General features: G+C 57.1%; 14 protein-coding genes. 11 read left to right on the forward strand and 3 right to left on the reverse strand.

Annotation, left to right across the window (positions count from 1 at the left end; translation table 11 throughout):
* Positions 1–33: 33 nt before the first annotated feature.
* A complete protein-coding gene (locus PG871_RS12840; RefSeq protein ID WP_270729866.1) occupies positions 34–1,017 on the forward strand; it encodes a fatty acid desaturase in 984 nt (327 codons plus the stop codon).
* Positions 1,018–1,057: 40 nt separating this feature from the next.
* Here PG871_RS12840 and PG871_RS12845 read toward each other — a convergent pair whose 3' ends face one another.
* From PG871_RS12845 to PG871_RS12855, 3 genes are all read right to left on the reverse strand, one after another.
* A complete protein-coding gene (locus PG871_RS12845) occupies positions 1,058–2,176 on the reverse strand; it encodes an aminotransferase (RefSeq protein ID WP_270729867.1) in 1,119 nt (372 codons plus the stop codon).
* A 190-nt stretch (positions 2,177–2,366) separates the two neighbouring features.
* The gene (serS, locus tag PG871_RS12850; protein WP_270729868.1) at positions 2,367–3,659 is read right to left on the reverse strand and encodes a serine--tRNA ligase; all 1,293 of its coding nucleotides are present in this window, start codon (positions 3,657–3,659) and stop codon (positions 2,367–2,369) included.
* A 76-nt stretch (positions 3,660–3,735) separates the two neighbouring features.
* Positions 3,736–5,247: a pentapeptide repeat-containing protein gene (locus PG871_RS12855; protein WP_270729871.1), complete on the reverse strand. Its 1,512-nt coding sequence runs from the start codon at positions 5,245–5,247 to the stop codon at positions 3,736–3,738.
* A gap of 270 nt (positions 5,248–5,517) precedes the next feature.
* Between PG871_RS12855 and yajC the strand changes: the two genes are divergently transcribed.
* The 10 genes from yajC to PG871_RS12905 all read left to right on the forward strand — a co-directional run bounded on the left by yajC (position 5,518) and on the right by PG871_RS12905 (position 12,741).
* A complete protein-coding gene (yajC, locus tag PG871_RS12860; protein WP_054001115.1) occupies positions 5,518–5,799 on the forward strand; it encodes a preprotein translocase subunit YajC in 282 nt (93 codons plus the stop codon).
* 54 nt (positions 5,800–5,853) lie between these two features.
* On the forward strand, positions 5,854–7,515 hold the full coding sequence (secD, locus tag PG871_RS12865; RefSeq protein WP_270729873.1) for a protein translocase subunit SecD: 1,662 nt from the start codon (positions 5,854–5,856) through the stop codon (positions 7,513–7,515).
* A gap of 4 nt (positions 7,516–7,519) precedes the next feature.
* Positions 7,520–8,488, forward strand: a complete 969-nt coding sequence (gene secF / locus PG871_RS12870) for a protein translocase subunit SecF (RefSeq protein ID WP_270729875.1) — start codon at positions 7,520–7,522, stop codon at positions 8,486–8,488.
* Positions 8,481–9,242: a sulfite exporter TauE/SafE family protein gene (locus tag PG871_RS12875; RefSeq protein ID WP_270729877.1), complete on the forward strand. Its 762-nt coding sequence runs from the start codon at positions 8,481–8,483 to the stop codon at positions 9,240–9,242. Before secF ends, PG871_RS12875 begins: the two co-directional genes overlap by 8 nt.
* Before the next feature lie 3 nt (positions 9,243–9,245).
* Positions 9,246–9,599, forward strand: a complete 354-nt coding sequence (locus PG871_RS12880; protein WP_270729880.1) for an Mth938-like domain-containing protein — start codon at positions 9,246–9,248, stop codon at positions 9,597–9,599.
* A 317-nt stretch (positions 9,600–9,916) separates the two neighbouring features.
* Positions 9,917–10,537 carry a heme ABC exporter ATP-binding protein CcmA gene (gene ccmA / locus PG871_RS12885; RefSeq protein ID WP_270729881.1) on the forward strand — a complete coding sequence of 207 codons (621 nt, stop codon included), beginning with the start codon at positions 9,917–9,919 and terminating at the stop codon, positions 10,535–10,537.
* Positions 10,534–11,190, forward strand: coding sequence for a heme exporter protein CcmB (ccmB, locus tag PG871_RS12890; RefSeq protein ID WP_270729882.1), 657 nt, complete (start codon positions 10,534–10,536; stop codon positions 11,188–11,190). Before ccmA ends, ccmB begins: the two co-directional genes overlap by 4 nt.
* A 90-nt stretch (positions 11,191–11,280) precedes the next feature.
* Positions 11,281–12,033, forward strand: coding sequence for a heme ABC transporter permease (locus tag PG871_RS12895; RefSeq protein ID WP_270729884.1), 753 nt, complete (start codon positions 11,281–11,283; stop codon positions 12,031–12,033).
* Entirely contained in the window at positions 12,033–12,185 is a 153-nt protein-coding gene (gene ccmD, locus PG871_RS12900; protein ID WP_270729886.1) for a heme exporter protein CcmD, read from the forward strand. Before PG871_RS12895 ends, ccmD begins: the two co-directional genes overlap by 1 nt.
* A 43-nt stretch (positions 12,186–12,228) precedes the next feature.
* Positions 12,229–12,741, forward strand: coding sequence for a DsbE family thiol:disulfide interchange protein (locus PG871_RS12905; RefSeq protein ID WP_270730894.1), 513 nt, complete (start codon positions 12,229–12,231; stop codon positions 12,739–12,741).
* The last annotated feature ends 41 nt before the right edge of the window (positions 12,742–12,782 follow it).

Raw genomic sequence — 12,782 nt, forward strand, 5'->3', positions numbered from 1 at the left:
CAACAACACTTTTGAAACAGAGCGAGGGTCACGGTGGAAATTCGTGCGCGTCTGAAAGACTACACAGTGCAGGACGACCGCCTCGGCGCCGTCAGCTTTTTTGGCACTTTTGCCTTCTATTTCTTGACGTTGTATCTGGCGATTGCCAATCAAGGTACGTGGTGGATTTTGATCCCGATGATGGTGCTGAATGGCCTGTCGGCTGTGCGGCTTTATGTGTTGCAGCATGACACCGGCCACGCGTCCCTTTTTGTGTCCCGCAGGCACAATGATTGGGCAGGCGAGGCGCTGTCAGTTGTTACCTTCGCGCCGTATGCCGCGATGCGCCACAATCACAATATGCACCACAACCACCTTGGCAATCTTGACCACCGCGACACGGGTGAAATCCACACGATGACGCTGCGCGAATGGAACGAGGCCGGGTTCTGGAGCCGCTTGCAATACCGGCTTTATCGCAACCCGTTTGTGCTGATCCCGCTGGGCAGCCTGTTCACCTATTTCATCCGCTACCGCTGGCCCAAGAGCGCCCATACCATGTGGCGATCCGTGCTGCTGCACAATGTGGTGGTCTTTGCCTATATGGGCGCGATCTATGCGCTTTCGGGCTGGAACGGCGTGCTGATCTGGTTCCTTGCCAGCCTGTTTGGCGGCATGGTCGGCGTCTTCATGGTTTATCTTCAGCACAATTTTGAGGACACCTATTGGGACCGTCGCCCCGATCTGGACCCGCGCATCGCCGCCCTACAAGGTTCGTCCGCGCTTGATCTGGGCTGGTGGATGGATCTGGCCAGCGCCAATATCGCGTATCACGACATCCACCACTTCAACGCCCGCATCCCGCACTACAATCTGCGCAAGTGCCATCAGATGTTGCGCGAGGAATTCGACTTGCCGACCATCGAATGGCCCGAGGCAATCCGCTCGTTTTCGCTCAAGCTTTGGGACGAAGAGCAGGGACGCTTGGTGCCGTTTCCGAAACGCGGCGACACACAAACGGCGGTTCCTGCGGAATAATGCGGGAGTCGCTCTGAAACGCAGAGACAGCTCCTTCGTTTTATGCAGTTTTCAGGAACGCCGACACACGCGCCAGCCCTTCGTGTAAAATCGCGGGCGTGTTGGCATAGCCAATCCGCACATAGCCTTCCATATTCAGTGCCGATCCGGGCGTGAACATCACGCCGCTGTCCTTCAACAACGCTATGCAAAAATCGCGCGACGACATTGGCAGGTCATATTTGAGCAAAGCCGTCGTGCCCGAACGTGGCTTCACCCAAGTGATACGCGGCTCCTGATCGACCCAGTCCGAAAGATAGGCGAGGTTGCCGCGGGTGATCGCCTGAGACCGCGCCAAAACCTTGTCGCGGTGCTCCAACGCCAGTGCCGCAAAATGGTCGTCGATCATGCCCACGGAAATCGTGTCGTAGTCGCGGTGGATCGATACCGCCTCGATGACCTTCTTGGGCGCAGCAATCCAGCCAAGGCGCAAACCAGCCAGCGAATAGGCTTTGGACATGCCCGCCGTGCTGATGCCTTTTTCATAGACGTCCGCGATCGACACCGTCATGCCGCTGCCTTCTTGATCGGTGCCGCGATAGACCTCGTCGCATAAAATCCACGCATCAGCGGCACGCGCGATTTCGGCGATATCCTCCAGCATCACGCGATCCATCAAGGCACCCGTAGGATTGTTGGGATTGTTCAACGCAATCAATTGCGTATCCGGCGTCACCAACGCCCGCAGAGCGTCCAAATCGGGCAGGAACCCGTCTTCCTCTTGCAGGGTCAACTTATGCACATCCGCACCGATACTGGTCGGAATGGAATAATGCTGTTGATAGGTGGGCACCACCGCGACCACCCGATCGCCGCGCGACACAAGTGTCTTGTGCACCAGCATATTGGCGCCAATTGTGCCGTGGGTGACCACGGTGTTTTCCGGATTTTGCGCCTCATAAAGCGCCGCAATTGCGGTGCGCAGGCGCATGGAGCCTTCGATTTCGCCATATGTCATCTTCATCGCCAGAAGCTCGGACAGGTTGGTGTCGTTCTTGCCTGTCAGATGTAGCAACTGGCCAATTGTCAGGCTCTCGACACAGGTTTCTGCGAGGTTCCACTCACATTTGGTCTCCCATTCGTTCATCCAGATTTCGACGCCAAAAGGTTCGATATACATGGGAGGCTCCTTTGTGATCGTGATGTGCACCAAAACACGCTAGCGCGGGGTGTTGGCGGAGGGAAGGGAGGGGCAAGCCCTTCTTGACCCGAAGGGGCCAATTCACCCCGGGATATTTTTGGCAAGAGGAAACAAAAGCGCGGCGAGCATAATTGCCGCCGCGCCCCTTTGATTTGATGGGCCGGACGGCTTAAACCAGAAAGCCCTCAGCGCTCAGCGTGGTTTTGCCACCCAGATAAGGTGTCAGCGCTTCGGGCAGTGTGACGGAACCATCCGCATTCTGACCGTTCTCCAGCACCGCAATAAGGCAGCGGCCCACAGCGAGACCCGAGCCATTGAGCGTGTGCACATATTCCGGCTTGCCGCCATCGGTGGGGCGGAAGCGTGCATTCATGCGGCGCGCCTGAAAGGCGCCGGTTGTGGAAACCGAGCTGATCTCGCGGAAAGTGTTCTGACCGGGAATCCAGGCTTCGATGTCATAGGTGCGGCGCGCGCCAAAACCCATGTCGCCGGTGCACAGAACCACGGTGCGATAAGGCACACCCAGACGTTCCAGCATATCCTCGGCGCAACGCAGCATGCGCTTTTGCTCGTTGTCACTTTCCTCGGGATGCACCACGGACACCATCTCGACCTTCTCGAACTGGTGTTGGCGCAGCATGCCGGATGTGTCTTTGCCAGCGCTGCCCGCCTCGCTGCGGAAACACAGAGTGTGCGCTGTCATGCGGATCGGCAGCGCGGCTTCGTCGAGAATGTCTCCGGCAACCGAATAGGTTAGCGGCACCTCGGATGTCGGCACCAGCCACCAACCGTTGGTGGTCTGATAGCTGTCTTCGCCAAATTTCGGCAATTTATCAGTGCCATACATCGCCTCATCGCGCACCAAAACGGGCGAGTTGACCTCGAGCAGGCCGTTTTCATCCACATGGGTGTCGATCATGAACTGCGCCAGGGCGCGGTGAATGCGCGCCACGGCGCCTTTGAGCATCACAAACCGGGCGCCGGAAATTTTGGCGGCGGTTTCGAAATCCATTGCGGCGGACACGCCTTTGATGTCGAAATGCTCAACCGGCGCAAAGTCCATCTCGCGCGGGGTGCCCCAGCGGGTGACCTCGACATTGTCGTCCTCGCCACCGCCATCCGGCACATCGTCGGCTGGCAGGTTAGCAATGCGGGCCAGCGCGTCGGTCAGCTTGGCGTCGATGTCTTTGGCGTCGGTCTGCATGGCGGCGACTTCGGCCTTTTTCTCGCCCACCAGCGCGCGCAGCCGCTCGAATTCGGCCTCGTCGCCTTTGGCTTTGGCGGCACCAACGTCTTTGGCAGCGGCCTTTTGTGCGGCTTGTGCAGCTTCGGCAGCGCCAATCTTGGCGCGGCGCTCTTCATCAAGGGCCAAAAGGGACGACGAGACAGGCGCGTCCCCACGGCGGGTCAGGGCGGCGTCGAAAGCGGCCGGGTTTTCGCGGATCGCTTTAATGTCGTGCATCGGTCTTGTCCTTTGGATCGTGTGAATCTGTAGGGCCTTATATGCCGAAACGATGCGCAAAGGGGAAGGGTGGTAATCAAAATGGAATCTCCTCTTCTGGCAACTCTACGCCCAAGCCTGCCGCCCATTTGCGCCATTCGGTATAAAAGTCACTGAACTCAGGATTACCTGAATACCAATGAGACGGATGCGAAGTATTCGGTGGAAGAACTGTAGAAGAATCCCCAAATAATTCAGGTAGATATTTGGGAATTCCTTGAACGTCTTTGAAATCTGCTGAGCGAACCGAAGTACCTCTCAGATTGACTCCCTGCAGTAGTGTATTCTTGTCAAGCTTTGCTCCAACCAACTCCATCCCCTGCATATATGAATGCGCAAAGATTGTTCCGCGTAAGTTTGCGTGGGAGGCTTTAACCGCATTCATGGTCGCATACCTGAAAACAGCGCTTTGAAGCTTGGTTTCCGTTAGTACAGCTGCCCTCATGTCCGACGATTGGAAATTTGTTTCTCGTAAATCTGCTCCTGAAAAATTTGCGAACCGACACTGAGAGTTTAGAAAGTTTGCCTTTCGTAGGTCGGCTCCTTTGAAGTTTGCCTCTCTTGAGTTTGTGCTCGAGAAGTCCGCCTCCTGTAGGTTGGCCTCCCTAAAGTTTGCAAAACTGATACTTGCGGCAAAAAAGTCGGCGTTAAGAAGGTTAGCATCAGAAAAATGAGCCGCCTCGAGATTTGCTTCGGAGAAGTTGGTATTCCCGAATTCAAGGTTTCGTAAGTTCATTGCTTGCAAGTTCGCTTTTTGAAGGTCGACTTCCAAAGACATAGGGGCGACGCCCTCGATCTTCGCTAGTCGCCCCAAAACCTGCACCGCGTTCTGCATGTCCGACCGGGGGATACTCAATTGGTGGGCCCAATTTCGCAGCGCTTTCACATCGTCCGTGTCTGGCGTCGGCTGTGCCGGGATTTCATCCGACAGTTCCCGCACATAGACGCTGAGCAGGCGGGCGACGCGACCGGCCTCGCTGGGTTGTTCATCGCGCACCAACCCTTCGAGCCGGTCAATCGCCGCATTGCGGCGCACTACGTCGTCTTCCCAGACGCTTTCCCAATTTTTGCCGGATTTCTTGGAAATCTGGCGTTGTGCATGCAAGTCGGCGGCGGCTTCGGTGATCTTGTCGTTAAACAGCGACGCCTTGGCAGTCTCTGTTTGTTCGTTGGTGAGTTTCAGACGCAAAATTGTAAAGGGCAGGGCAACGGTTGCGCCAAGGGTGGCGGTGAGTGCGGCGAGTTGGATGAGAGGCAAGCGGTCGAGCTGCGTGGTGCCATCCATTCCGGCCACTTGACTCGTGATTATTCCGATCGTGACGAGCAATCCCACGAGCAAGAACAGCAAGAGCAGCGCCCATAGTGCCAAGAGAGAGCGAAAAAGCGATTTTGATAGGTTGCCATCTGCCCCCAATGCTTTTTGCAAACCGTCCAATGGGGAGAGGTCGATCTTTCTGGCGACCCAAACCAGCGCACCGCCAAAGAGTAGAAACGCAGCTATGTTCGCCGCATCCTGTGCACTGATTGAAAACTCGATAGGGAACATCATGGCTGCGTGCATCGCGTTTCAATCTTTGGGTTAGTCAAATTCACCAGACCCTCGCATTGCGGCAGTATTCGGTCAAGCAATGGTGTCGCCGGACGGCCATGTAAGGCGCCTCAAAAGCGGCCTAGCCACCGCTGCACTCTGAAATCCCGCGTTCCAATGTAAAACTTGCGCGTATAGCGGCTTGGGGCTGCTTGCAATGCAGTCATCCAGCGCATAGGTTCCGTCAAAATTCGCGGGAGAGACCCGCGCACAGACAAAGGACGCCACACTATGGAACAAATCGGTCAGTTTCTGCCGCTCATTCTGATCTTCGCGATCATGTATTTCCTGCTGATCCGCCCTCAGCAAAAGAAGGTCAAAGAACACCAAGGCATGGTGGATGCGCTGCGCAAGGGCGATCGGGTTGTGACCCAAGGTGGGCTGATTGGCAAAGTGGTCAAAGTCAAAGAAGACAACGAAGTCGAAGTCGAAGTGGCCGAGGGCGTCAAAGTGCGCGTGGTAAAGTCGACGATCGCGCAGGTTCTGTCCAAAACCGAACCGGCGAACGGCTGAACCACTTAAATTCTGACGTCACGATCTGACACGACCTGACCGGGGGCTGCATTCATGCTGCAAATCGACGGCTGGAAACGCGTATTGATCTTGCTTACCTGTGTGGTGGGCTTGCTCCTTGCTTTGCCAAATGCCTTTTATCCACGGGTTGAGGCCCACAACGACGCAGTAGCTGACCTCGAGGCCGGCATGTCCGGCAACGGGCTGGAAGAGCTGGCCGAAGGCTGGCCAAACTGGATGCCGTCGTCTCTGGTCAACCTCGGGCTTGATTTGCGCGGTGGTGCGCATTTGCTCGCCGAAGTGCAGGTCTCGGACGTCTATAAGGCGCGCATGACTGCGACGTGGCCCGAAGTGCGCGACTTGCTGCGCGAGGAACGTGCCACCATCGGCACCATTCGCCTGCAACCCGGCCCCGACGATGAACTGCGTGTGAAAATCTCCAAACCAGAAGCCATTCAGGAGGCTGCGAGCCTCGTGCGCGGTCTGGCGCGGCCGGTTGTTTCACTTACCGGGGCAGGGGCCACCGACATTCAGGTCAGCACCGAAGGCGACACAATTGTTGTGCGCCTGTCAGAAGCAGAACGCCTCGCCACCGATCAGCGCACTGTTCAACAAGCGTTGGAAATTGTGCGCCGCCGGATCGACGAAGTGGGCACACGTGAACCGACCATTCAGCGCCAAGGTACTGACCGGATCCTGATTCAGGTGCCGGGCATCGGGTCGGCTTCCGAACTCAAAGACATCATCGGCACCACGGCTCAGCTGACGTTCCACCCCGTTCTTGGGCGTGGCGCCAATGCTGATGGCTCCGCTGGTATTGGCAATCAAATTCTGCCGTCGCTGGATGAAGAGGGTGTCTTCTACACCGTTGAAAGCGCACCGGTTGTGACCGGCGAAGAACTGGTCGATGCCCAGCCGACGTTTGACCAGAACGGGCGGCCTGCGGTGAACTTCCGCTTTAATCCCACAGGCGCGCGCAAATTCGGGGACTACACGGCCGAGAACATCGGCAGCCCGTTTGCCATCGTGCTTGACGGCGAAGTGGTCTCCGCGCCTACAATCCAAAGCCACATTCCAGGCGGCTCGGGCATCATCACCGGCCGCTTCTCGGTGGAAGAAACCACCAACCTCGCCGTTCTCTTGCGCGCGGGGGCATTGCCTGCCGAGCTGACCTTCCTTGAAGAACGCACCATCGGCCCGGAATTGGGTCAAGACAGCATCGAGGCCGGGCGCATCGCCTGTATCGTCGCATTCGTGGGCATTCTGGTCTTTATGTTCCTCAGCTATGGCACGTTTGGCCTCTTCGCCAATATCGCGCTGATCATCAACGTGGGCATGATCTTTGGCCTGCTCAGCGTCATCGGCGCCACGCTGACGCTTCCGGGCATCGCTGGTATCGTGTTGACCATCGGTATGGCGGTGGATGCCAACGTGCTGGTGTTTGAACGTATCCGCGAAGAGCTCAAGACCTCCAAAGGCCCGGCGCGGGCCATCGATCTTGGCTATGAAAAAGCGCTTTCGGCCATTCTGGACGCCAATATCACCACATTCATCACCGCCGTGATCCTCTTTGCCGTGGGTTCCGGCCCAGTACGCGGCTTTGCCATCACGCTGGGGCTCGGCATTATGACATCTGTCTTTACCGCGATCTTCGTGACGCGTTTGATGGTTGTCATCTGGTTTGAACGCCGCCGACCCAAGACAATCGAGGTTTGACCCCATGCGTTTGAGACTTGTTCCCCAGAATACCAAATGGGATTTCTTCTCCCGCCCTTTGCTGTGGCTTGGCATCTCCACTGCTCTGATGATTGCGGCGCTTGTCAGCTTTTCCCTTCAGGGACTGAACCTTGGCATCGATTTCACCGGCGGCACGACCATCCGGACCGAAAGCGCGCAACCAGTTGTGGTCGCAGAATATCGCGAGGCTTTGACGCCGCTACAGCTGGGCGATGTGTCCATCGTCGAAGTGGATGATCTTAGTTTTACGGCTGATCAGAACGTCACAATCATTAAGTTTCAGGCCCAAGCCGGCGAAGAGGCGGTGTCTGCCGATCTGATCCGTCAAGTGCAGGCGCAACTGCAGACAGTGGTGCCTGACATCAGCTTTGTGGCGGTGGAATCCGTTGGCCCCGAAGTGTCGGGTGAGTTGATCACCAAGGCCGTTTTGGCCGTCACTTTGGCGATTGCAGCAGTGCTGATCTATATCTGGCTGCGCTTTGAATGGCAGTTCGCGCTTGGCGCGGTGGCGGCGCTGGTGCACGATGTGGTGCTCACCATCGGCGTGTTTTCCGAACTGCAGATCAAGTTTGACCTTGCCATTATTGCCGCGCTTCTGACCATCGTGGGCTACTCGCTCAACGATACGGTGGTGGTGTTTGACCGCGTTCGGGAAAACCTGCGCAAATACAAAAAGATGGAGTTGAAAGAGGTGCTGAACATCTCGATCAACGAAACCCTGAGCCGGACGGTGATGACCTCGGTAACAACACTGTTGGCGTTGATTTCGCTCTACGTGCTGGGCGGCGACGTGATCCGTGGCTTTGTATTCGCGATGATCTGGGGCGTGATTGTGGGGACCTATTCCTCGGTCTTCATTGCATCAGCGGTTCTGCTGAAACTGGGCGTCAAGCGCGATTGGTCCAAGCCAGACAACACATCCGGCAACCAGTTTTCCAACGTGGATGCCTGAACTTCTGACCCAGGCGCTGGCCTTTGAGGGCCTTGCCTGGGTTGCTTTGGCTGCCTTTGTCGCGGGCGTTGTGCGCGGCTTTTCAGGATTTGGGACCGCTCTGATCTATCTGCCGGTGGCAGCACAGGTCATGCCGCCTGTGTGGGCCATTCTATCGCTTGCCGCGATGGATGTGCTGGCGCCAGCCCCCAACATTCCCGCCGCCGTACGCAATGGCCATCCCCGTGATCTGGCGCGGTTGATGGGAGGGGTAGTTCTCGTTCTGCCGGTTGGGCTCTGGGTTCTGACATTGGTCGACCCTGCGGTGTTTCGCTATGCGGTGTCTTTTGTGACTTTGGCAATGCTCGCAGTCTTGCTGTTTGGGCTGCGCTACCGTGGCGCAATCACGCGACGAATGGTCTGGGGCATCGGGGGCGCGGGCGGATTTATGGGCGGCGCGGCTGGAATGCCGGGGCCACCGGTGATCCTGTTTTACATGGCCAGCCCCCACGGCCCGTCCGTGGTGCGGGCCAACACAATGGCCTATTTGTTTTTCTATGACCTGCTGCTGATCGTGGTCCTGCTGTTGCTGGGGTGGTTTGAGGCTCTGCCCTTTGTGCTGGGCCTCGCCTTAGGCGTTCCGGCAATGGCGGGCAACTTGTTGGGGGCCGCGCTCTTCCATCCGGAGCGGGAGCGGCTATACCGAGGCGTGGCTTATACCGTTATCGCAGGCGCGGCGATTTCGGGCCTGCCGATCCTGAGCCATGGAGGGTAAAACATGCAGATGAACGAAGTGCACTATGAGGACGCTGTACCAATCGACGGCTATGGTCCCGGCTTTTTCCGCATCAACGGCGAAGTGCTCAAAGGCGCGGCAATCATCACCACCACGGGCGCGCGGGGCTGGCAGGGCTATGACGACGTAGCAAGTGTTCTGGCTTTGGCAGGCGAGGTTGATTTTATCCTTTTGGGGACAGGCGCGGACATGGTTCCGGTCAACAAAGCGTTTCGCGACACAGTAGAGGCGGCCGGTATCGGTGTTGAGCCGATGGCGTCACCTTCGGCGTGTCGCACCTACAACGTTTTGGTCAGCGAGGGCCGTCGCGTGGCGGCCGTGGTTTTCCCGGTCTGATATTCCGCACCGAGCGCTCCCGCCCGGATGCAGCGGTTGAGCGTGGTTCAAGCACAGAGCTGGGGACTGTCAGGGGCGCGGCTCCTTCTTGGTCGTGCGGACCAATTCAACCCCGAGGCATTTTCGGATCAAACTGCACGGTCGGTTAATCGGCCTGTTTGCCGTTTTCGCCACCGATGTAATGCTGACGGGATACCGACGTGATACAGACCTCTGGTTTCATCATGTTTTCAGCGCGTTAAGACTTGATTCGCGACCAATGCGCCCGACGCGCCATTTTGCTTTTGTCATGGCCTTTGATGGGCTAAGTCAAAGACATGACTTTGACTGTCTCTGATTTGACCGTATCGCGTGGCGGCATTGCCGTGTTGGAAGGCGTGAGTTTTGAACTCGCACCGGGCCGTGCCTTGATCCTTCGTGGACCCAACGGGATCGGCAAGACCACATTGCTGCGAACAGTGGCAGGGCTGCAACCAGCGGTATCGGGCACTGTGACGGCGCCTGAAGAAAGCATCGCCTATGCCGCGCACAGCGACGGGCTTAAGGCGATGTTGTCGGTTGAAGAGAACCTGCGTTTTTGGGCCCAAGTCTTTGGTCAATCCAATATTGATACCGCCGTTCAAGCCTTTGATTTAACGGATCTTCTGGAGCGTCCTGCCGGAACTTTGTCGGCCGGTCAGAAACGGAGATTGGGGCTGGCGCGGTTGCTCGTGACCGGTCGGGCGATCTGGATTTTAGATGAGCCTACTGTGTCTTTGGACGCGCACTCGGTTGCCCGTTTCGCTGACGCTGTGCGACGCCATCTTGCGGATGGAGGCAGCACATTGATCGCCACCCATATCGATCTTGGGCTTGACGGCGATGAGCTGGATGTCGGGCCGTTCAAAGCCAGCGGATCCCGTCCTGATCCCAACGGATTTGACGAGAGTTTCTTATGATTGCGCTGTTGACCCGCGATTTGAAGCTGGCGATCCGCGCCGGTGGCGGCTTTGGCCTTGGCCTCGCATTTTTCCTTATTGTCGTGATACTTGTGCCTTTCAGCGTTGGGCCGGAAAGTGGCCTTTTGTCGGACATTGCGCCCGGTGTTTTGTGGCTCGGGGCGTTGCTTGCCTGCCTGTTGTCGCTGGATCGCATTCTGGCGCTGGACTGGGAGGACGGGACGCTCGATCTGATGGCGACCTCACCATTGCCACTTGAAGGCGTCGTGACAATCAAAGCCCTCGCGCATTGGCTCACCACCGGCCTGCCACTGGTGATTGCTGCACCTCTTTTTGGACTGCTGCTCAACTTGCCACAGGCGGGCTATCCTTGGCTTGTTCTGTCACTGGCGATTGGCACGCCGGCGCTAAGCGTCGTTGGCACGTTTGGGGCGGCTTTGACGGTTGGCCTAAAGCGGGGTGGCCTGTTGTTGTCGTTGCTGGTGCTGCCGCTTTACGTTCCAACCTTGATCTTTGGCGCCGAACTGGCGCGGCGGGGCGCGGACGGGCAGGCCACCACCACACCGATGCTGATGTTGGCTGGGATCACATTTGGCGTGATCGCTTTGTTGCCCTTTGCGAGTGCCTTGGTTTTGCGTGTAAATCTACGGTAATCAGGTAAAGATTAATCGAAATCAAAGTCGCCAGCCGCGAATTCGGCAAAGTAGGGCGCGGCGAAAAAGTTAGACAGGTAGGACACACCCATGGCTTCGATTTGGGAATATGCCAATCCGGTAAAATTCAGCAAAACGGCGAGCACCGTTTTGCCTTGGGTGAGCGTTTTGGCTGCGGTCACATTGGCCGTCGGCTTGGTGTGGGGGTTTTTCTTTACACCCGATGACTTTCGCCAAGGCTCCACCGTCAAGATCATCTATATCCACGTACCTTCTGCGATGATGGCGATCAACATCTGGGCGATGATGCTGGTGACGTCGCTGATCTGGCTAATCCGCCGCCACCATGTGTCGGTATTGGCCGCCAAAGGTGCGGCGAGCGTTGGAGTGGTTATGACCTTGATCGCTCTGATCACCGGAGCTGTCTGGGGTCAACCGATGTGGGGGACTTGGTGGGTCTGGGATCCGCGACTTACGTCATTCCTGATCCTTTTTCTGTTTTACCTCGGATACTTGGCGTTGTGGGAGGCGATTGATGATCCTGACACCGCCGCGGATCTGACTTCGGTTTTGTGCATCGTTGGTTCGGTCTTTGCAATGCTCAGTCGCTATGCGGTGAACTTCTGGAATCAGGGGCTGCATCAAGGCGCATCAGTGATGCGTGCCGGTGCTGTGACCGGGACTGATACCGAAGAGAAAGTCTCCAACATCTTCTTTTATCCGCTGCTGCTTTGCATCATCGGGTTTGTTCTTTTGTTTGTGGCGCTGGTGTTCCTGCGCACGCGGACAGAAATTCACAAGCGTCGCACGTCGGCGCTCTTGGCACGGGAGCGTCTGAGCTGATGCCTGAGCTTGGGAAATATGCGACCGAAGTCCTGACGGCTTACGGTGTTTCAATTGTTTTGACGACAGTGTTGGTTCTGGCCAGCATCCGTGCGGCCCGTAAGGCGCGCAAGGACTTGGAAGCAGCGGAGGCACGGCGCGATGAGCGATGACGTGACCGAGGATGGCACCAAGAAAAAAGGTGTGTCGTTTCTGATGCTTTTGCCGCCGATCCTTTTTGGTGGGTTGGCGCTTTTGTTTCTGTTGGGAATGAACCGCGAGAACCCTGATGAACTTCCGAGCGCGCTGGTTGGGCGACCGGCTCCAGCTATCGAAGTCTCTCAGTTTTCAGATATGCAGGAAGTCACGGACGCGGATTTGCGTGGCGGTGGCCTAAAGCTTGTGAATTTTTGGGCCAGCTGGTGTGGCCCGTGTCGCGTCGAGCACCCGAACTTGATGGCGCTCAAGGCCGAAGGCGTTGAAATCATTGGCGTGAACTACAAGGATCAGCCTGCCAACGCCGTGCGGTTCTTGTCAGAACTTGGCGATCCCTATGCCAAAGGCGGTGCAGACACCACAGGCCGTATGGCGCTTAACTGGGGGGTCTATGGTGTGCCAGAAACCTATCTGATTGACGGCGAAGGTAAGGTGGTTTTGCGTATCGCCGGGCCGGTGACCCAGCGCGAGATCGACGAACGCCTTGGTCCTGCGATGGAAAAGCTGCGCTAAACGTTCTGTTTGCGGCACAGGCTGACTCTGCTTGAGCTTCC

Source organism: Shimia sp. Alg240-R146 (assembly GCF_947331465.1).
Classification (GTDB): Bacteria; Pseudomonadota; Alphaproteobacteria; order Rhodobacterales; family Rhodobacteraceae; genus Shimia.

Excerpts from the sequence above, each read along its gene's own strand:
- ccmD (WP_270729886.1), top strand. The coding sequence starts at position 12,033 with ATGCCTGAGCTTGGGAAATATGCGACCGAAGTCCTGACGGCTTACGGT.
- ccmA (WP_270729881.1), top strand. The coding sequence starts at position 9,917 with ATGACTTTGACTGTCTCTGATTTGACCGTATCGCGTGGCGGCATTGCC.
- PG871_RS12875 (WP_270729877.1), top strand. The coding sequence starts at position 8,481 with ATGCCTGAACTTCTGACCCAGGCGCTGGCCTTTGAGGGCCTTGCCTGG.
- PG871_RS12855 (WP_270729871.1), bottom strand. The coding sequence starts at position 5,247 with ATGATGTTCCCTATCGAGTTTTCAATCAGTGCACAGGATGCGGCGAAC.
- ccmB (WP_270729882.1), top strand. The coding sequence starts at position 10,534 with ATGATTGCGCTGTTGACCCGCGATTTGAAGCTGGCGATCCGCGCCGGT.
- secF (WP_270729875.1), top strand. The coding sequence starts at position 7,520 with ATGCGTTTGAGACTTGTTCCCCAGAATACCAAATGGGATTTCTTCTCC.
- serS (WP_270729868.1), bottom strand. The coding sequence starts at position 3,659 with ATGCACGACATTAAAGCGATCCGCGAAAACCCGGCCGCTTTCGACGCC.
- yajC (WP_054001115.1), top strand. The coding sequence starts at position 5,518 with ATGGAACAAATCGGTCAGTTTCTGCCGCTCATTCTGATCTTCGCGATC.
- PG871_RS12905 (WP_270730894.1), top strand. The coding sequence starts at position 12,229 with ATGCTTTTGCCGCCGATCCTTTTTGGTGGGTTGGCGCTTTTGTTTCTG.
- PG871_RS12880 (WP_270729880.1), top strand. The coding sequence starts at position 9,246 with ATGCAGATGAACGAAGTGCACTATGAGGACGCTGTACCAATCGACGGC.
- PG871_RS12895 (WP_270729884.1), top strand. The coding sequence starts at position 11,281 with ATGGCTTCGATTTGGGAATATGCCAATCCGGTAAAATTCAGCAAAACG.
- PG871_RS12845 (WP_270729867.1), bottom strand. The coding sequence starts at position 2,176 with ATGTATATCGAACCTTTTGGCGTCGAAATCTGGATGAACGAATGGGAG.
- secD (WP_270729873.1), top strand. The coding sequence starts at position 5,854 with ATGCTGCAAATCGACGGCTGGAAACGCGTATTGATCTTGCTTACCTGT.